This is a genomic window from Flagellimonas oceanensis, assembly GCF_003992595.1.
GTDB classification, from domain to species: Bacteria; Bacteroidota; Bacteroidia; order Flavobacteriales; family Flavobacteriaceae; genus Flagellimonas; species Flagellimonas oceanensis.
This window is the reverse complement of record NZ_RZNA01000052.1, coordinates 129,129-145,940: the sequence shown is the minus strand read 5'-3', so window position 1 is coordinate 145,940 and position 16,812 is coordinate 129,129. Positions and strand designations below refer to the sequence as shown.

At 40.5% G+C, this 16,812-nt stretch carries 23 protein-coding genes, 1 tRNA gene and 1 pseudogene; 16 read left to right on the top strand and 9 right to left on the bottom strand.

All coding sequences use genetic code 11. The annotated features are described in order from the left end of the window. Nucleotides 1-69: 69 nt before the first annotated feature. The 3 genes from EO132_RS17965 (at nt 70) to EO132_RS17955 (ending at nt 2,862) form a co-directional block, all read left to right on the top strand. Entirely contained in the window at nt 70-429 is a 360-nt protein-coding gene (locus EO132_RS17965) for a BlaI/MecI/CopY family transcriptional regulator (protein WP_127139184.1), read from the top strand. A 14-nt stretch (nt 430-443) separates the two neighbouring features. Continuing rightward, a complete protein-coding gene (locus EO132_RS17960; RefSeq protein WP_164732384.1) occupies nt 444-2,198 on the top strand; it encodes a M56 family metallopeptidase in 1,755 nt (584 codons plus the stop codon). Between the two features lie 520 nt (nt 2,199-2,718). Beyond that, nucleotides 2,719-2,862, top strand: a complete 144-nt coding sequence (locus EO132_RS17955) for an SsrA-binding protein (protein WP_127139182.1) — start codon at nt 2,719-2,721, stop codon at nt 2,860-2,862. Here the strand turns inward: EO132_RS17955 and EO132_RS17950 are convergent. Then, nucleotides 2,859-3,371: an adenine phosphoribosyltransferase gene (locus EO132_RS17950; RefSeq protein WP_127139181.1), complete on the bottom strand. Its 513-nt coding sequence runs from the start codon at nt 3,369-3,371 to the stop codon at nt 2,859-2,861. The genes EO132_RS17955 and EO132_RS17950 overlap by 4 nt on opposite strands. Before the next feature lie 63 nt (nt 3,372-3,434). On the opposite strand from EO132_RS17950, the gene EO132_RS17945 reads away from it, so the two are divergent. The 6 genes and pseudogenes from EO132_RS17945 to EO132_RS17925 all read left to right on the top strand — a co-directional run. Then, nucleotides 3,435-3,508, top strand: a tRNA-Arg gene (locus tag EO132_RS17945). A 229-nt stretch (nt 3,509-3,737) separates the two neighbouring features. Beyond that, nucleotides 3,738-4,085: an Arm DNA-binding domain-containing protein gene (locus EO132_RS19710; protein WP_313781239.1), complete on the top strand. Its 348-nt coding sequence runs from the start codon at nt 3,738-3,740 to the stop codon at nt 4,083-4,085. Between the two features lie 12 nt (nt 4,086-4,097). Continuing rightward, on the top strand, nt 4,098-4,970 hold the full coding sequence (locus EO132_RS17940; RefSeq protein WP_313781240.1) for a site-specific integrase: 873 nt from the start codon (nt 4,098-4,100) through the stop codon (nt 4,968-4,970). 107 nt (nt 4,971-5,077) lie between these two features. Next, nucleotides 5,078-5,407, top strand: coding sequence for a helix-turn-helix domain-containing protein (locus EO132_RS17935; protein WP_127139180.1), 330 nt, complete (start codon nt 5,078-5,080; stop codon nt 5,405-5,407). Then, on the top strand, nt 5,401-6,687 hold the full coding sequence (locus tag EO132_RS17930; protein ID WP_127139179.1) for a type II toxin-antitoxin system HipA family toxin: 1,287 nt from the start codon (nt 5,401-5,403) through the stop codon (nt 6,685-6,687). Before EO132_RS17935 ends, EO132_RS17930 begins: the two co-directional genes overlap by 7 nt. A 60-nt stretch (nt 6,688-6,747) precedes the next feature. Further along, nucleotides 6,748-6,992 (top strand): annotated as a pseudogene (locus EO132_RS17925) (tyrosine-type recombinase/integrase); the annotation flags it as partial. A gap of 36 nt (nt 6,993-7,028) precedes the next feature. Here EO132_RS17925 and EO132_RS17920 read toward each other — a convergent pair. The 7 genes from EO132_RS17920 to EO132_RS17890 are packed head-to-tail and all read right to left on the bottom strand — an operon-like array spanning nt 7,029 to nt 10,037. After that, complete coding sequence (locus tag EO132_RS17920; RefSeq protein WP_164732383.1) at nt 7,029-7,406, bottom strand: nuclear transport factor 2-like protein; 378 nt, start codon at nt 7,404-7,406, stop codon at nt 7,029-7,031. 55 nt (nt 7,407-7,461) lie between these two features. Next, nucleotides 7,462-7,740 (bottom strand): hypothetical protein, encoded by a 279-nt coding sequence (locus tag EO132_RS17915; protein WP_127139176.1) that lies wholly within the window; start codon nt 7,738-7,740, stop codon nt 7,462-7,464. A 25-nt stretch (nt 7,741-7,765) separates the two neighbouring features. Continuing rightward, nucleotides 7,766-8,191 (bottom strand): VOC family protein, encoded by a 426-nt coding sequence (locus EO132_RS17910; RefSeq protein ID WP_127139175.1) that lies wholly within the window; start codon nt 8,189-8,191, stop codon nt 7,766-7,768. A 21-nt stretch (nt 8,192-8,212) separates the two neighbouring features. Further along, entirely contained in the window at nt 8,213-8,656 is a 444-nt protein-coding gene (locus tag EO132_RS17905; RefSeq protein ID WP_127139174.1) for an SRPBCC family protein, read from the bottom strand. A 12-nt stretch (nt 8,657-8,668) separates the two neighbouring features. Beyond that, a complete protein-coding gene (locus EO132_RS17900) occupies nt 8,669-9,079 on the bottom strand; it encodes a VOC family protein (RefSeq protein ID WP_127139173.1) in 411 nt (136 codons plus the stop codon). Between the two features lie 44 nt (nt 9,080-9,123). Further along, nucleotides 9,124-9,540: a VOC family protein gene (locus tag EO132_RS17895; RefSeq protein WP_127139172.1), complete on the bottom strand. Its 417-nt coding sequence runs from the start codon at nt 9,538-9,540 to the stop codon at nt 9,124-9,126. After that, nucleotides 9,537-10,037, bottom strand: coding sequence for a DinB family protein (locus tag EO132_RS17890; protein ID WP_127139171.1), 501 nt, complete (start codon nt 10,035-10,037; stop codon nt 9,537-9,539). The genes EO132_RS17895 and EO132_RS17890 overlap by 4 nt, the downstream gene beginning before the upstream one ends. A gap of 176 nt (nt 10,038-10,213) precedes the next feature. Between EO132_RS17890 and EO132_RS17885 the strand changes: the two genes are divergently transcribed. Further along, a complete protein-coding gene (locus EO132_RS17885) occupies nt 10,214-11,194 on the top strand; it encodes a GlxA family transcriptional regulator (RefSeq protein WP_127139170.1) in 981 nt (326 codons plus the stop codon). 280 nt (nt 11,195-11,474) lie between these two features. Here the strand turns inward: EO132_RS17885 and EO132_RS17880 are convergent, their stop codons facing one another. Continuing rightward, a complete protein-coding gene (locus tag EO132_RS17880) occupies nt 11,475-11,906 on the bottom strand; it encodes an RrF2 family transcriptional regulator (RefSeq protein ID WP_127139169.1) in 432 nt (143 codons plus the stop codon). 115 nt (nt 11,907-12,021) lie between these two features. Here EO132_RS17880 and EO132_RS17875 point away from each other — a divergent pair, with 115 nt between their 5' ends. The 6 genes from EO132_RS17875 (at nt 12,022) to EO132_RS17850 (ending at nt 16,754) form a co-directional block, all read left to right on the top strand. Beyond that, the gene (locus EO132_RS17875) at nt 12,022-12,534 is read left to right on the top strand and encodes a c-type cytochrome (protein WP_127139168.1); all 513 of its coding nucleotides are present in this window, start codon (nt 12,022-12,024) and stop codon (nt 12,532-12,534) included. A 5-nt stretch (nt 12,535-12,539) separates the two neighbouring features. After that, nucleotides 12,540-13,121, top strand: coding sequence for a fasciclin domain-containing protein (locus tag EO132_RS17870; protein ID WP_127139167.1), 582 nt, complete (start codon nt 12,540-12,542; stop codon nt 13,119-13,121). Between the two features lie 62 nt (nt 13,122-13,183). After that, nucleotides 13,184-15,112 carry a Sec-dependent nitrous-oxide reductase gene (gene nosZ / locus EO132_RS17865; RefSeq protein WP_235856514.1) on the top strand — a complete coding sequence of 643 codons (1,929 nt, stop codon included), beginning with the start codon at nt 13,184-13,186 and terminating at the stop codon, nt 15,110-15,112. 122 nt (nt 15,113-15,234) lie between these two features. Next, complete coding sequence (locus tag EO132_RS17860) at nt 15,235-15,843, top strand: hypothetical protein (protein ID WP_127139165.1); 609 nt, start codon at nt 15,235-15,237, stop codon at nt 15,841-15,843. Nucleotides 15,844-15,853: 10 nt separating this feature from the next. Beyond that, a complete protein-coding gene (locus EO132_RS17855; RefSeq protein ID WP_127139164.1) occupies nt 15,854-16,288 on the top strand; it encodes a nitrous oxide reductase accessory protein NosL in 435 nt (144 codons plus the stop codon). 10 nt (nt 16,289-16,298) lie between these two features. After that, on the top strand, nt 16,299-16,754 hold the full coding sequence (locus EO132_RS17850) for a pyridoxamine 5'-phosphate oxidase family protein (protein WP_127139163.1): 456 nt from the start codon (nt 16,299-16,301) through the stop codon (nt 16,752-16,754). The last annotated feature ends 58 nt before the right edge of the window (nt 16,755-16,812 follow it).

Genomic DNA, 16,812 nt, shown 5'->3' with positions numbered 1-16,812 from the left:
TAATAAACTACAAAAATAGTTGTTTAACTAAATCAATAGTATTATGTTTGGGCAAATAATATGAGCACCATGCAAAAATTGACGAATAAGGAAGAGGAGATCATGAAAATCCTTTGGGAGCTTGAAAAAGCCTTTGTAAAGGAAATACTGGAACAAATACGGGGTGAGAAACCACATTACAACACCTTATCCACCATTGTGAGGAACCTCCAAGAAAAGGGATTCGTGGATTATGAGGCCTTTGGCAACACACACCGCTATTTCCCTTTGGTAAGCAAGGAACAGTATCGAAAGAAATATGTGAATGCGGCCATTGCTGATTACTACAATGACTCTTTTAAGAGTTTGGTGTCCCATTTTGCGCAAGAGGAGAAAATATCCATTACGGAACTGAAAGAAATTATCGACCTAATTGAAAAGAAGAAATGATGGAACCAATATATATGTACTTATTACAATCCGCCCTTATTTCCGGGGGATTCTTGGCAGTGTACCATCTTTTTCTAAAACGAGACACCCTTTTTAAGGAAAATAGGTTGTTTCTCTTATCGGGACTGGTCCTTGCTTTTGTATTTCCATTGATTAAAATCCAGAGAACCATTGTGGTCGACAAATCCAATTTACTCCAAACATCGGAAATTACCACACAGAACACTCCGATGGCAGTCCCTGAAAGTAATATCTATACCATGGAAAACGTACTGCTCGCTGTTTACCTCGGAGTAAGTGCATTTTTGTTGCTGCGGCTAATCATCAGGTTGGTTGCCTTAAATAAATTGGCGAGAAATGCCCACAAAAGAAAGGAAAGGCCATTTTTGCACATGGAGACGGAAAAGAAAATATCCCCCTTCTCTTTTTTCAACTATATTTTTTACAATCCTAAACTTTTTGAACCACAAGAACTGGATTCAGTTCTAGAGCACGAAAAGGTACATGCCCGTCAATATCATACCCTGGATATCCTGCTTTTGGAAGTTTTAAAGATTTTTTTCTGGTTCAATCCAGTATTATGGCTGTACAAAAGTGCGGTAAAGCAAAATCTGGAATACTTAGCAGACCATTTTGCCATTGAAAGCGCAACGGATAAAAAATCCTACCAGTACCTTATGCTCAAACAGGCAGTAAATACTCAGGAATACACTTTAGCTAACTCATTTTATAATTCATTAATCAAAAAACGAATAGTCATGTTAAATCAAAATCAATCGAAAAAAATCAATGTTCTGAAAACCTTGGTGGTAGCACCATTGTTGGGATTGCTCCTAGTGAGTTTTAACATTGAGGAAAATTACCTCTACAAAGATTCCGACACTCTCGAAAGCGTTATGGAAGAAGAAACCCCGAAGGACGATAAGATGGTAGAGCTGACCATAGACAAGAACACCTCGGATACCGAGCTAGAGGACATTAAAAAGGATTTGAAAGAAGAAGGCATTGATTTCAGCTACACCACGGTTAGAAACGATGACAAAGAAATTATTGAGATTTCCCTGCATTTGACCGGCAAAAACGATGATGGTAAAAAAGTAAGTGGCAATTACTCCAGTAATTCCGACGGCCCCATTGGACCCATTACGGTTATTTATGATGACGAAAACAATGGAGTTTCCTTTTGGAACGCCTCCAAAGAAAACACTGTGACCATTCATAAAATAGAGAAAGATGAAAAGCGCACCGTGGATGGGAGCAACGAAATCAAAATCAGGAAAAAAGGTGGCAAAGCCATAGTAATCGTCGATGGAGAGCAATTGAGTGATGAAGAGGTTGAAAAACTTCATATCAAGGAAGGCTCATCCATTCATGTGAAAAAGAATGATGAAAACAACAAGGAGATCATCATCAAAGAAATCAAAAAGAAGGGCAAAGGAAAAAACATCACTGTGATCGATACCGATGAGGATGATGAGGTATTTGTAAAAAGAAGCAAGAATGTTGTGCTCATCAAAGATTCCAATGATGACGAAGACATTGAGGTCATAAGCGGTTCTGGTTCCAGCTATTTTTTCCTGGACAATGATGGCAAGAATGAACCACTGTATTATGTGGATGGCAAAAAATCAAAATCAACTGCCATAAAAAAACTTTCCCCCTCAGACATTGAGAGCATGAAAGTACTTAAAGGTGATAAGGCCGTGGAGAAGTACGGTAAAAAGGCAAAAAACGGGGTAATCGAAATAACCACCAAAAAAGGTAAATAATTACAGTATAATCATTTTTTGAATAGTCCAAGGAACCGTCTTTTAAGGCGGTTCTTTTTTTATTCCCTCAAACGAAACAATGAAAATCAGCCCATTTTTAAACGAAAGCTCCCTTGGTTTTTAAAAGAGACCTCAAAAAGCCCCTACAATTCTAACATTTTTATAGATTAAAATGATTTTACACTTACAACTTTAAACTTTTTTCAAGGGACACGGTTTCAGTTGTAGCATAGATTCATTTTTTAAAATACAATCTCGTATGCAATCTCATTATTTTCCATCTAATTCCTTGGAATCATGACTTTTATCATTCTATATTCGAAGAAACAACAGTAAAATATTTGTTTTTTCAAACTTAAAATCAATCAAAAAATGATAGCAATTGTAAAGTTTTTCATCACACTTCTTGTGCAACTCCTAGCGGTTATATTTATTTAAAACCGTTAGGGTTGCTCCATTGCTATTGCTTAAATAGCTTGTAAACTGCTTTACCTATATTTGTGAAAAGCAATGTGGTTATATGTTTTACAAGATATTGGCGAAAATCAACAAAGCAGTGCTCCCTTCTTACTCTAAAAAAGGCTTGGACTTGGCCAAGGCATCCAAACTACAAATGGCCATCATTGGTTGGCGCTATTACGTTACCAAAAAAGCCTTGGATTAATATTGGAGCAATACTTCCTTACGGTAGCCCTTTAGTTTTTCAGCTCCGTTCAAAAAGGTGAGTTCAATCAAAAAATTGCACTGCACCACTTCGCCTCCCAACTTTTCAACGAGTTTGCATACCGCTTGAGCAGTTCCTCCAGTGGCCAAGACATCATCATGGATCAACACCTTCTCCCCTTTTTCAATGGCATCTGCATGGATCTCGAGTGTTCCCGTACCATATTCCAAGTCATAGGGTTCAGATACCGTTGTATAGGGCAGTTTCCCTGATTTTCGGACGGTAACGAAGCCGGCTCCCAATTTTTCTGCCAACATTGGGGCAAAAATAAAGCCCCTGCTATCCACCCCGACCACTTTATCTATCTTCATATTGCTCGTAAAACCCAACAGGGCATCGCCTGCTTTTTGGAAAGCTTTGGGGTCTTTTAGGAGTGGTGTAATGTCTTTAAAAACAACACCGGGCTTGGGGAAGTCCTCAATATCACGAATGTAGGGTTCAAAATCCATTTTTTTGTGTGCTAGGGTTTTGTGGTAAAGTTAAAAAGAAATATATTTGCAGCCCTTAAATAAGGCCGCGTGGCGCAACTGAATAGCGCATCTGATTACGGCTCAGAAGGTTGCAGGTTTGAATCCTGCCGCGGTCACTAGGTAGCAATACCAAACTAAAGGAAAACCTTGCAAAATCCACGTGATTGCAAGGTTTTCGGCTTTTTTGGGGTACCATTTAATTTGGTTTATTTTGGTTTGATTCGTCAACAAATCGGTCAACAAAAATCAAGTCGTCAACACTGTTGACGATTAACCCCGTAAGACATTGACATACAGTTGATTTGGCTTTTTCATTAACATGTTTTTAACGCTAAAATCATAGGTATGAAAACATCTCACACGTACACGATCCTCTTCTGGATCAACAAGTCAAGAAGCTCCAATAACTGTGCTGAGCTCTACGCAAGGGTAACAATCAATGGGAAAAGAACCAATATTGGCCTAAAAAGAAAAGTCGACATTCACATTTGGGACAGCAAAAGCAAAAAGGCAAAAGGCAAAACAAGGGAGGCCAAGGAGATCAACGAATATTTGAACCTTGTCCAATCCAGATTGTTCAACATTTATCAAGACCTGAAATACAAAGGGGACCTTATAACCCCACAATTGGTCAAATCAATTTACAACGGTGAGAGCATCAATTCCAAAACACTGTTGGAGTTATTGGAATAACATAACCGAAAAATAGAAAACACGCTGGCCAAGGGCACTGTCCGAAACTTTGGGGTCACTGAAAATTACATCAATAGGTTTCTACAGCAAAAACTCAAAACAACGGATGTTAATCTGAACCAACTTAATTACAAGTTCATTTCAGACCTTGAAATGTTCTTGGTCAACTATTATCCAAAAGCCATGAGCCATAACACGGTGATGAAACACCTACAACGTCTCCGTAAAATAGTCAATCTCGCCTACCAATTGGAATGGATGGACAAAGATCCCTTTTTACGATGGAAACCTACATTTGAACAAAAACAGCGAGAATTTCTCAGCCAGAATGAGCTGAACAATTTGGAAAGCTATCATTTCCCCATTGATCGTTTGGACCGGGTCAGAGACCTTTTTGTTTTTAGCTGCTACACCGGTATTAGCTATTCTGATATTATGGGCCTGACAAAAACGAATCTCATCATAGGAATAGAAGGCAACAGCTGGATAGCCACAAAAAGATTGAAGACCAAAACGTCAGTAAGGGTACCCCTTTTGGACCCTGCCAAAAAAATCCTGGATAAATATGAAGAGCATCCTGTCACGGAGCATTCTGGAACTCTTTTGCCCAAGATCACCAATGAAAAAACCAACTTATACTTAAAGGAGATCGCAGATGCGGTGGGCATCAAAAAGAACCTGACCTTCCATATGGCCAGGCACACTTTTGCCACAACTGTTACCTTATCCAACGGTGTACCCATTGAAACAGTCTCCAAATTACTCGGGCATACAAAGTTGGCAACAACCCAGATTTACGCTCGGGTACTGGACAAAAAGATCAGTGAAGATATGCAAGAGCTTAGGTCAAAACTGGAATTTTCGAATACCCAGAAAGTTCGTTAATCGAAACAGTTTACAAGTGTGGAATACAAAAAATATAACTTTAATATATATTATATTATACTTTATTTGTAATTTTACTATATTAAGTATAATTAAATATACCTAAAATGATAACTTCTAAATTATCAAATGAATCCATTTTGGAGGAACTTATGAAAAGGGTTCGTCAGCGACGACTGAATCTAAATATGACGCAAGAGCAATTGGCCAATATAACCGGCCTGCACATTCAAACCATAAAAAACTTTGAGTCCGGCAACAACACCTCATTATTGACCTTGATTCAAATTCTTAGGGCATTCGGTGACCTTACAGCTTTGGACAAATTCCTACCCGATCCCGGGATTAGCCCAGTTCAACTGCTCAAATTAAAGGGAAAAGAGCGTGAGCGTGCGTCCGGTGCTGATTTTGATAAAGAAAAGACCTCAGAATGGTAGATGTAATCGGTGTCACGCTATGGGGTGAAAATATCGGAGCATTGAGTTGGGACAATGATCGTAATCTTGGTTCATTTGAGTTCCAACCCAGTTTTCTCAGCAAGGCTCTGAACGTATCACCAATACACATGCCCATTTCCGGTTCGAAGGGTAAGATTTACAATTTTCCATCTTTGGATGAGCAGACCTATAAAGGTCTTCCTGGAATGATTTCCGATGTGTTGCCCGATGACTTTGGAAACCATCTAATTGATAGATGGTTAAAATTGAACGGTATAAGAAAGTCCGACTTCTCACCGCTGGACCGTCTCACCTATATCGGTACCCGAGGCATGGGAGCACTGGAGTTCGAACCAGCTAAAAAATTAGGCTATGATCAATCGACGACATTGAACATTTCAAGTTTGGTGGAATTGTCCGGAAAGATTCAACAGGAAAGGGAGAACATTTCATTGAATCTTCAGGAAACCGAGGCAATGAACGAATTGATCAAAGTGGGGACGTCAGCTGGAGGACAACGGGCAAAGGCCATCATAGCCTATAATGAAGCTACACAGGAAGTGCGTTCCGGTCAAACAAAAGTACCTAATGGTTTTGAGCATTTCATATTGAAATTTGACGGTGTGACCAACAATGAGCTCGGTGACCCTCAAGGGTACGGGAGAATAGAATATGCTTATTACCTGATGGCCATTGATTGCGGGATTGAAATGATGCCTTCCCAACTTTTGGAAGAAAATGGACGGGCCCACTTTATGACAAAACGATTTGATAGAATCGGTCAAGGAGAAAAAATGCACATGCAAACGCTCTGCGCTCTTGCCCATTTCGATTACCGGAAACCTGGCATATATGGCTATGAAGACGCTCTAGATGTGATGAGAGAACTTCTACTTCCAAAAGAGCAAGCCATTCAACTCTTTAGAAGAATGGTCTTCAATGTACTGGCACGGAATCAAGATGATCATACAAAGAACATTTCATTCCTAATGGACCGATCTGGGAGATGGCGACTTTCCCCAGCTTATGACGTCACCTATGCGTACAATCCGTCCGGTCAATGGACCAACGGTCATCAAATGACAATTACCGGAAAACGTGACAACTTCAATAGAAAGGATCTGCAAACGGTCGCCGACCAAATAAACTATAAAAAGGGCAATGAGGATATTGAAACCATCAGAAAAACGTTGGGTCAATGGGAACAATATTCCGATAAAGCAGGGATTCCCAAAATACAATCCCAAACTCTAAAAAAAGCATTTAGATTAAATATTTAAGTATAATATATTATACTCAAAATTGTATTTTATTAAATAAAGTATATTTTAATATACTTTAAAACTAACTTATACTTGAAAGAGATTGCTGATGCAGTGGGTATTAAAAAAACCTGACCCTTCACATGGCAAGGCAAACCTTAGCCACAACGGTAATACTATCTAATGGTGTACCTATTGAAACAGTTTCCAAAATGTTGGGTCACACCAAATTGGCCACCACACAAATTTATACTCGTGTTTTGGATAAAAAATTATCCGAGGACATGTTGGCCCTTCAAAAGAAACTTAATATCAATCATTAGTTTATCCTGAAGTGCCAGTTTTAGTATGTAGACATTTCATTTTACTTCACACATATAGGAAACAATAGTCTTGACGCGGTTTCCTTTTGCACTGCTAAATTCATAAAAATCGGAAAAACCGATAACACTGCCATCCTCGAATAACATTTCACCATTGATTGCTGCCTCTTTGCCATGGGAAAGTATGCTGTGAATCGTTAATTCGACTACGCTATTTTGGCGTCTTTTGTGCAATTCCAATCTGAACTGATCTTTACCCCTGATGGTTTTGCTACCGACCAATTCCCACCTAATATCAGTATCTAGGAAACCCATTCCCTTTTCTATTTCATTGGATGCAAAATAGCAGGTAAGGTATTTGACCAGCTCTTTTTTTGGAGCATTTCCACAGTCTGGCTTGATATTCAGTTTCACTTTGTTCAAAGTTTACAGTTTTACACATGCATTGTGGTCCGATTAAAAGTTCGATTTACCATATAGCCCTTTTATCAGGAATAGCATCTGGCAAGACCTGTATGTCTTCATGATAAGCTCTTACAAGCCTGATAATGGAATGCACATCCAATGTCCGTCCTAATGTAACCACCCGAAGTATATTGTCACAGTCCTCCAAATCAAAATTGATTTCACAATAGGGGAATTCCTGTTGAAGTTTTCCCAGCAGGAATTTCGCTTTTTCAATAGTTGTAACCGATGTACAGAATACCTCTACCGCTTTTGGTTGATGTCCTTTGAAATTATTACACATACTTTATTCAGTAAAATTTATGGAATTACTGAGCTTTTGGATTATAGTTAATCATCCAATGAATCCCGAACTTATCTATAAGACTACCGAAGTAATCGCCCCAAAATTGGTCGGCCATAGGCATTTCAATGTTCCCATTTTTGGACAATCCATTAAACAAACGATTCGCTTCTTCCTTACTTTCGGGATGTAAGGAAATATAGACGGCGTTTCCCTTGTTCAAGGTCTGCCCCATGGAAGGTACAATATCCGAAGCCATTAAAATGGTATCCTTTGAAATGGGCAACGAGATATGCATCGTACGATGTTTTTCGTCTTCCGATAATTTATCGGCATCGGGCGCATCGCCCATTGTGATGTTCGCAATAAAATCTCCACCAAATACACTTTTATAAAAGTTAAATGCTTCGGCAGCGTTTCCGTCAAAATTCAGATATGGGTTTACTTTCATTGTCCTAATATTTATATGGTTTTATGATTGTTTTTCCGCCAATTCCTTTATGCCATCCAAAGCCTTGGGCCAAGTTTTCAAAAAGAAGTTTTTATATGCTTCGACAACATCGATCTTTAAACGTAATAGTGTATGGCCTTCAATGACTTCGAGAGTATAATCTTCCATGGCCCCTGCCCATGATTTTGCTGCATTGCTTTGCACGTCCTCCACCCCATCAACAACAATCCCCAAATGTTCGATGGACATCAATCTACCCGGGATGCTTTTTTTGATTTTACTTAGCATTCCACTTCCGTCTGGTGTTAAAAAATAAGCCTTACTTCCCTCCTTCCAGTCTGTTTTGGCATACGAGCCTTTAGAAAAAACCGACGTCCATTCTCGGTAGGATTCTTCACTCCAAAGTGTGAGCCACACCTTATCGGTGGGGGCATTAATTATGATCTCGAATTTTAGCTGTATCATCAGTATTGCATTTTATTTGGGCATTTTTTTCATATCCATAAACAACATGCTCCATCGGTGTCCATCTAGATCCTCAAATCCAAAAGCATACATCCAGCCCTCTGATTCACCTGGTTCGGCAAAGACTTTACCGCCCGCCTGCTTCACTGTTCTGGCCATTGCGTCAACTTCCGCTTTGCTCTGGGCATCAATGTTGATCAGTACTTCCGTTCCTTTTTGAGTATCACTGATTTCATTTTGTGCAAATTTTTTAAAGCTGCTCTCAGGAAACAGCATCAATACAAAATTGTTCTCCCCTATCAGAAAACTTCCCATATGATCAGCTTTTTCGTGCATGGGGTTTTCTTTTAAACCTATGGCTTTAAAAAATTCTTTCGATTTCTTTACATCCTTTACAGGTAAGTTCAACCAAATTGTTTTCATGAGATTTTGTTTAAGTGATCGTTCTTCCTTCTTGCATGCAGCGATTAATTGTTTAGATTACAGAACAGGTTAAACAAGTGTCCATCCAAATCGGCAAATACACAAACGTAATAACCGTTTTCATCATAGAATCTTTTTCTGTCCTTTCTAGGGTCAAAACGAACGGTTCCTCCTAGCGCTTTTACTTTATCAATCCACTCGTGAATTTCTTCTTTGCTCTCTGCGGATAGGGTGAACATAATCTCGTTGCCCAGATTTAGGTTGGCCACCTCACCCTCAAGACTTGTTTTTAGTTTTTCCTTTTCAAAAAAGTGGATGACAAAATCATCCTCTCCAAATAAAAAGCTTACCAAATCCTTTGTAGGGTTTCCATTTTGTTTGAACCCCAAGGCCAGGTAAAACTTCTGTGTTCTACCAATATCTTCAACGGCAAGGTTAGCCCATATTTTTTTAGGTATCATTTTATGTGTTTAATAATTTGTTCGAGTTGATGGATATGACGCTGTGTATGGATCGTGTTAAAGCCTATCCATTCGAGACGCGTAAATGGTCCGTATTCTGGAATCTCATAATCCAAACAGGTCTTCGACAAGTCCATGGTTTTTCCATGGTCGTTGACCCATTGAATTTTTTGCTCCAATCGGTTAAGAAGTTTGCCTTTGTCAATGGGCTTATGCGTTGGAAGAACGGCTTCGGGCGATTCCATTTTGATGTCAAAATTTAGAAAGAGTTCTTGGATTTCCCCAAGTTTTTGGTCCGGTGGTCGATGGGTATGCGCCACCCTACCCTTTAATATACTGGAAACATTGTATGATTTGTCCAAGTGGTCACCGATTTGTCCAGCTGTCCAATGATGTTCAAAAACCTGTTTGTTGAGCTGATCTTGCGTTAGCGACCTTAAAAGTTGCAACAGTTTTATAGTTACGGAGTCATAGACTTCCAGCAATCTCATTTCCATAAATTCGAGTTTTTGTTGTAGTGACTTTACACTTTTTTATCTGAAATTCAACAGGTTACCAAAGATAAACATCCAGTATGGAAGTTAGGGGGCGTCTTTACGTCATACTAACGGGTTGATTACGACAGTGTGATGCTGTACCTTTGAATTGATGCCAATCAATTGATATTCAGAAAATGAAGCATATATCAATCCTAGTTCCTGAAGGCGATTCCAGCTTGAGCAATTTAGAGGCTACCTTTAAAATGTTCCATATGACCAATACGGCACTTCAACGAGAGGGTAAGGCCCCCATATTTGAAACCCATTTGGTGGGTACGCAGAAAAAGGCAAGATCCAGCAATGGGCTGTTTAGTATCACCCCCAGTAGTACCATTGAAGAGGTGGACCAAACCGACTTGATTATCATTCCGGCCATTCATGGGAATTATAAGGAGGTGGTTTCCATGAACAATGCATTTATCCCTTGGATCAAAGAACAATACGGTAAGGGGGCGGAGGTAGCAAGTTTGTGTATTGGTGCTTTTATACTTGCAGGCACAGGCCTGCTCGATGGAAAGGAATGTGCCACACACTGGCTAGCAGCAGCTGAATTTAGGGAAATGTACCCCAAAGTCAACTTGATCGACGATAAGATCATAACAGATGAGAATGGCTTGTACACCAGTGGAGGAGCGTATTCATCTTTAAATTTGAACCTCTATTTGGTGGAAAAATTTGCGGGCCGTGAAATGGCCATTTTGTCTTCCAAAATTTTCGAGATAGATATCAGTCGTATCAGTCAATCCCCTTTTATCATTTTCAAGGGTCAAAAAGCCCATACCGATAAGGAAGTTCTGAAGGCCCAAGAGTACATCGAACATCATTTTCAAGATAAGATTACCGTGGGTGCACTCGCCAAGCAAATGGCTGTTGGCCGACGAACCTTTGAACGACGTTTTAAGAAGGCTACTTCAAATACCGTTATAGAATACCTGCAGCGCGTAAAAGTGGAAGCTGCCAAAAAGGAATTGGAAAAAGGAAGAAAAACAGTCAACGAAGTGATGTATGAAGTTGGCTATAACGACTCCAAAGCGTTTAGGGACACCTTCAAGAAAATAACCGATATGACCCCGTTGGACTATTCGAAGAAGTACCGCAGAAATGTTCCTGCCTAAAATGTTCAAATTTCATTGCCAGGGATAAACAATTAGGTAGCCCTCTGTTTTTGGGGAATCACAAAGAGGTGTTCATTAACCAAACACCAAGCAAACGGATTCAAAAAAGTTCTTATCGGAACCACATACTGGACAAATGTAATCCTCAGAAACTTCCTTAAACCTTAAGCCAAATCCGTGAAGGACAGCAATAAACCTGAAGATTTAGGAGTTATTGAAAAATCTCAACATAGTACCCTAAACATTGGTAGTAGGCTGTGCATGCAAAAGCGAACATGGATCACAATGGAAAAAACTCCTCAATGCCCTGCTTTCCATCAACCAAGTCTAAAATCTTCGTACTTTCAAGAACTCTAATGAACTTGGACTTATTGCCTCCAACTAGTTTATGAAGAACACAAGGGTTATCCATATCACAATTACGGATACCCATAACACATGAATTTAGTCGATTCTCTCCATCTATGACCTGGACAATTTCCAGTAGCGTGTGCTTTCTATCTTCTTCACTCAAATAAAACCCTCCTTTTGGCCCTCTAGTCGAAGAGATGATACCATGCCTTGAGAGTTCTTGTAATAGCTTGGCCAAATAAGCTTCGGGCACATGCACTACGGTATAAATATCCCTGACCATGACTTTATGGTCCCTATTGGAGTTCAATGCTAAATAAAGTACTCCTTTAATGGCATATTTGGATGAATTGGAAAGCATGGCGAAAAATATAAATCAAAGATTAAAAGATATTTTTATCCTTTTTATGATTAAAATCATGTTATAGGTGATTATGGCTACATACTTTTGGTACCAAATTTTAACTCTCTATCCCATGAAGACAGTACTAAAAGGAATAACATTACTCTTCGCCCTGATCATGATCGGTTGTGGTGGAAAGAAGGAAGAAAAGAAAGATGATGGATTTAGCGTTCAACGCAAAAAGGTTCAAACAGAACAGCCAGCAGAAACCAACACCACTGATCAGGTCAAGGCTTCTGAACGTGTGGACCTGACCACCAAGGGTGTTGGCCCTGTTAAATCCGTTGAATTGGCTCCCGAAATCGACCAATCCATGGCAGAAAATGGCAAAAAGGTTTATGACCAAATGTGTCTGGCCTGTCACAGGATTGGAAAAAAATTCATAGGACCTGCACCCAATGGTGTACTGGAAAGAAGAACCCCGGAGTGGGTCATGAACATGATTTTGAACCCTCAGGAAATGGTACAACAAGATCCACTGGCCAAAGACCTTTTGCAAGAGTTCAATGGGTCGCCCATGTCCAACCAAGGATTGACCGAAGACCAAGCTAGAGCCATTCTCGAATACTTCAGAACCCTAGAATAAACCTTATGAAATCAACCATTAAACTCCGTATGATGGGTCTTTTTGCGCTGCTAACGATAACCAGTAGCTGTAAAAATGCAACTCAAAATGAATCAAAGGAAGCAACTCATAACAAACCCAAGGTTGCCTCAGAATACACAAAGGGACAAGCCTTTATCGAAGATGACGAGTCTACCCCAAATGTTTTGCAGATAGCTTTACAATCCGATGACCACACGACCCTTGTGGCCGCCGTGCAAGCTGCACAATTGGAAAATGTTTTGGTCAACGCTGGACCTTTAATGGTCTTTGCACCCACCAATGCTGCTTTTGATGCACTCCCAGAAGGTACTGTTGAGGACCTGTTAAAACCAGAGAACAAAGAATCCCTGGCAAACATTCTCAAATATCATGTAACCCCAGGGAACTATTCCAAGGACTTTTTGAAGAACTTCAAAAAATTGGGACAAGCCAATGATCAAAATGTAGCCGTAGAAACAAAAGAAGGTGAGGTTTATGTAGGTGGGGCCAAAATAATTGCCAGTATCCCGGCAGGAAACGGAATCGTACATGTCGTGGACAAAGTAATACTACCCCCTACCCCGTAATAAAATATCATAATTGAATAAACAAAAACCCTAATACAATGAAAATCCATAATCGTTTAATAATGACCTTTGGAGCTACCCTGCTGCTGGTTTCCTGTGGTCAACAAAACCAAAGTTCGAACGGGGCACTCGCATCAAGTGCCGCCGAAAAAGTATATGTGGCTCCAGGTGAGCAAGATGAGTACTATGCTTTCCTATCAGGCGGGTATAGTGGCAACCTTACTGTCTACGGTTTACCTTCAGGTAGAATGTTCAAAGAGATTCCGGTATTCTCCCAATTCCCAACATCGGGCTATGGGTATTCCGAAGAAACCAAGCCCATGCTCAACACCTCCCATGGTTTTGTGCCTTGGGATGATGCCCACCACCCTGATATTTCCCAAACCAATGGGGAATTGGACGGTCGATGGATTTTTATAAACGGTAACAATACGCCAAGAATTGCCCGTATTAATTTGAGCACCTTTGAAACAGAGGAAATCATAGAGGTACCCAACAGTGCCGGTAACCATAGTTCCTCCTTTATTACCGAAAACACTGAATATGTAGTGGCGGGAACTCGTTTTTCCGTACCCATCCCTCAAAGAGACATGCCCATTAATGAATACAAGAGCAACTTCAAGGGATCATTGTCCTTTATCAGTGTAGACCCGGAACATGGTCACATGGACCTTAAGTTCCAATTGTTGATGCCAGGGTTCAACTATGATCTTTCGCACCCTGGAAGGGGTAAATCCCATGGTTGGTTCTTTTTCACTACTTATAATACCGAAGAAGCCCATACACTTCAAGAAGTCAATGCCTCACAGAACGACAAGGATTTCATTGCAGCGGTCAACTGGAAGAAAATCGAGGAATACGTGAACAATGGTGGAGGCACCAAAATGCCCGCCAACTATGCCCACAATCTATATGATGAAGGTAGCCACACAGCCACAACTACCATGAAAAAAGAGGTCTTGACAGTAGACCCATTGAAAGTCCCTGGAGCGGTTTACTTCTTGCCAACGCCTAAATCCCCCCATGGTTGTGATGTGGACCCTAGCGGTCAATATATTATAGGGAATGGTAAACTCTCCGCTGATTTGACCGTTCACTCCTTTGACAAGATGATTGCTGCCATTGAAGGAGAAAAATTTGATGGGGAAGCTTATGGGATTCCAATCCTTAAGTTCGAGGATGTATTGGCAGGCCAAGTAAAAAGTGGTGGTCTCGGCCCATTACATACAGAATTCGATGGTAAGGGGAATGCCTACACCACGTTCTTCATCTCTTCTGAGGTGGTAAAATGGAAATTGGGGACTTGGGAGGTCATTGACAGGAAACCAACCTATTACTCCGTAGGTCACTTGATGATTCCCGGAGGGAACTCCAGAAAACCATTCGGTAAGTATGTCGTGGCCATGAACAAGATTACCAAGGACAGATATCTGCCCACAGGACCTGAAATGGAACACTCTGCCCAGATCTATGATATCTCTGGGGACAAAATGGAATTGATCTATGATTTCCCTACTCATGGTGAGCCCCACTATGCCGCTGGAATACCTGCCGAGATTTTGGCACCTAAATCGCAGAAAATTTATCGCTTGGATGAAAACAAACACCCTTTTGCGGTAAAAACGCCTACTGATTCCAAGGTGGTTCGCGACGGAAACCAAGTGCATATTTATATGTCCACTATCCGAAGTCACTTTACCCCGGATAATATCGAGGGCATCAAAGTTGGGGATAAGGTATACTTCCATATTACCAACCATGAGCAGGATTTCGATGTACCCCACGGCTTTGCGATGATAGGACAGAACACCTCTGAGCTTCTCATTATGCCCGGACAGACCAAAACTTCGGTTTGGGAACCAAAAAAAGTTGGGGTATGGCCATTCTATTGTACCGATTTCTGTTCTGCTCTGCACCAAGAAATGCAAGGATATGTTAGGGTCTCCCCTGCCAATTCCAATGTAGAACTCAAATGGTCTTTGGGTGAATAATTCGGATTGATATACCCTATAATCAAGCGGGCTGTGTCCAGGACCTGCCCGCTTTTTCACAAATTGACATACAACCTTGACCAAAAAACCGCACTCAGTTTGTAACCAATAAATCTAGAAAAATGAAAAAGGCTAGTATAGTAATGATTGTTGGCCCGCTCTTCCTATTGGGATTGTATATTTTCCCGCTCTGGAACATCATGTTGGGAGCGCCCCAATATCCAGACCCGTTGGGATTGAACATCCACATTAGTGGTCTTAAGGGAGTAAACGAGTTTGATATCCAGAACATCGATGGCTTAAACCACTATATTGGAATGCATACGTTGCCAAAACCTGAGGAGATGTGGGAATTCGGCACTTTCCCTTTGATCATTGGGATCATGGTGGGAATCGGTGTGTTGATCGGTATTTTGGGATATCTAAACAAGGTAAGCTATAAATGGTTTTGGGGATGGTTTCTACTCATGTCCGTTCTTGGTATTTTGGGCATGTACGATTTTAATGAATGGTTGATTGACTATGGTACCAACTTAGATCCAAATGCCATTATGAAATTGACCAATCCCGATGGTAGTCCCATGACCTACAAGCCACCATTGTTGGGACATGTCAAAATGTTGAATTTTGATGTCACTTCTCTACCATCCATTGGTGGTTATTTAATGTTCGTGGGGATGATGCTCACTTTGTTTGCAGGATTCTTGGGATGGAAAAGCTCAAAACAATAAATAATTCAAAATGAAAAAACAGATAATTATGCTATTTATGGTCCTGGGCCTTGCTTCAGGTTGTTCGATACGACCAAAACCCATTGATTATGGCCATGTGGGCTGTCATTACTGTAGCATGACGATTGTGGACAAACAACATGCAGCGCAATTGGTTACCAAAAAAGGCAAGGTCTTTAATTTTGATGCCATTGAATGTATGATGAACCATTTAAAGGATCAAGACAAATCTACCATGGCATTGTTCATGGTCAACGATTTTGACCAGCCCGGTTCTTTGGTGGACGGTACAAAGGCCATCTATTTGATCAGTGAAAACATACCGAGCCCCATGGGAGCGTTTTTGAGTGCATTTGAGCAGAAACAGGCCGCCCAAAACACTTTGGGTGCCAATGGCGGCAAACTATATACATGGACGGAATTAAAAAAAAGGTTTAAACTTTAACACGAGTACAATGATTGATTTGGAGCCCTTACAATGTGAACATCTACTGAATGACAATTATGTGGGTCGTTTGGCCTATATAGCTGACAACGAACCCTATGTGGTACCGTCAACCTACTATTTTCTTAAGGAGGAAAAGAGTATATTATGTTTTGCTTCCAACGGACATAGAATCAATGCCCTAAGAAAACACGACAAAGTCTCATTTCAAGTCGATAGAATCGAGTCGTTCCGTCATTGGGAGTCGATACAGGTACACGGGATATTTGAAGAGCTTTCGGGAAATGCCGCAAAGCAATATTTAAAGCATTTTGCGGAAGGCGTACAGCGCACCATTGACCGTAAAAATGCAGAGCGCCCCCATTTCTTGAGCCATTTTTCCGGTAGATTGCAGGAAGCGGAAATGCCAGTGGTATACCGCATAGCAGTTACCGACATTACGGGAAAGTTAGTAAAGGAATTATAGGTTACATCTAACGGATACTTGGAAAACGAACCTAAATGGATTTAAATATAGAACCTCA

What these genes read in the sequence shown, in the direction of transcription:
- EO132_RS17900 (WP_127139173.1), bottom strand. Translation starts at nt 9,079, where the DNA reads ATGAAAACAATTTGGTTGAACTTACCTGTAAAGGATGTAAAGAAATCG.
- EO132_RS17870 (WP_127139167.1), top strand. Translation starts at nt 12,540, where the DNA reads ATGAAATCAACCATTAAACTCCGTATGATGGGTCTTTTTGCGCTGCTA.
- EO132_RS17950 (WP_127139181.1), bottom strand. Translation starts at nt 3,371, where the DNA reads ATGGATTTTGAACCCTACATTCGTGATATTGAGGACTTCCCCAAGCCC.
- EO132_RS17930 (WP_127139179.1), top strand. Translation starts at nt 5,401, where the DNA reads ATGGTAGATGTAATCGGTGTCACGCTATGGGGTGAAAATATCGGAGCA.
- EO132_RS17910 (WP_127139175.1), bottom strand. Translation starts at nt 8,191, where the DNA reads ATGAAAGTAAACCCATATCTGAATTTTGACGGAAACGCTGCCGAAGCA.
- EO132_RS17960 (WP_164732384.1), top strand. Translation starts at nt 444, where the DNA reads ATGTACTTATTACAATCCGCCCTTATTTCCGGGGGATTCTTGGCAGTG.
- EO132_RS17860 (WP_127139165.1), top strand. Translation starts at nt 15,235, where the DNA reads ATGAAAAAGGCTAGTATAGTAATGATTGTTGGCCCGCTCTTCCTATTG.
- EO132_RS17885 (WP_127139170.1), top strand. Translation starts at nt 10,214, where the DNA reads ATGAAGCATATATCAATCCTAGTTCCTGAAGGCGATTCCAGCTTGAGC.
- EO132_RS17855 (WP_127139164.1), top strand. Translation starts at nt 15,854, where the DNA reads ATGAAAAAACAGATAATTATGCTATTTATGGTCCTGGGCCTTGCTTCA.
- nosZ (WP_235856514.1), top strand. Translation starts at nt 13,184, where the DNA reads ATGACCTTTGGAGCTACCCTGCTGCTGGTTTCCTGTGGTCAACAAAAC.
- EO132_RS17965 (WP_127139184.1), top strand. Translation starts at nt 70, where the DNA reads ATGCAAAAATTGACGAATAAGGAAGAGGAGATCATGAAAATCCTTTGG.
- EO132_RS17915 (WP_127139176.1), bottom strand. Translation starts at nt 7,740, where the DNA reads ATGTGTAATAATTTCAAAGGACATCAACCAAAAGCGGTAGAGGTATTC.
- EO132_RS19710 (WP_313781239.1), top strand. Translation starts at nt 3,738, where the DNA reads ATGAAAACATCTCACACGTACACGATCCTCTTCTGGATCAACAAGTCA.
- EO132_RS17850 (WP_127139163.1), top strand. Translation starts at nt 16,299, where the DNA reads ATGATTGATTTGGAGCCCTTACAATGTGAACATCTACTGAATGACAAT.
- EO132_RS17955 (WP_127139182.1), top strand. Translation starts at nt 2,719, where the DNA reads ATGTTTTACAAGATATTGGCGAAAATCAACAAAGCAGTGCTCCCTTCT.
- EO132_RS17935 (WP_127139180.1), top strand. Translation starts at nt 5,078, where the DNA reads ATGATAACTTCTAAATTATCAAATGAATCCATTTTGGAGGAACTTATG.
- EO132_RS17880 (WP_127139169.1), bottom strand. Translation starts at nt 11,906, where the DNA reads ATGCTTTCCAATTCATCCAAATATGCCATTAAAGGAGTACTTTATTTA.
- EO132_RS17905 (WP_127139174.1), bottom strand. Translation starts at nt 8,656, where the DNA reads ATGATACAGCTAAAATTCGAGATCATAATTAATGCCCCCACCGATAAG.
- EO132_RS17875 (WP_127139168.1), top strand. Translation starts at nt 12,022, where the DNA reads ATGAAGACAGTACTAAAAGGAATAACATTACTCTTCGCCCTGATCATG.
- EO132_RS17890 (WP_127139171.1), bottom strand. Translation starts at nt 10,037, where the DNA reads ATGGAAATGAGATTGCTGGAAGTCTATGACTCCGTAACTATAAAACTG.
- EO132_RS17895 (WP_127139172.1), bottom strand. Translation starts at nt 9,540, where the DNA reads ATGATACCTAAAAAAATATGGGCTAACCTTGCCGTTGAAGATATTGGT.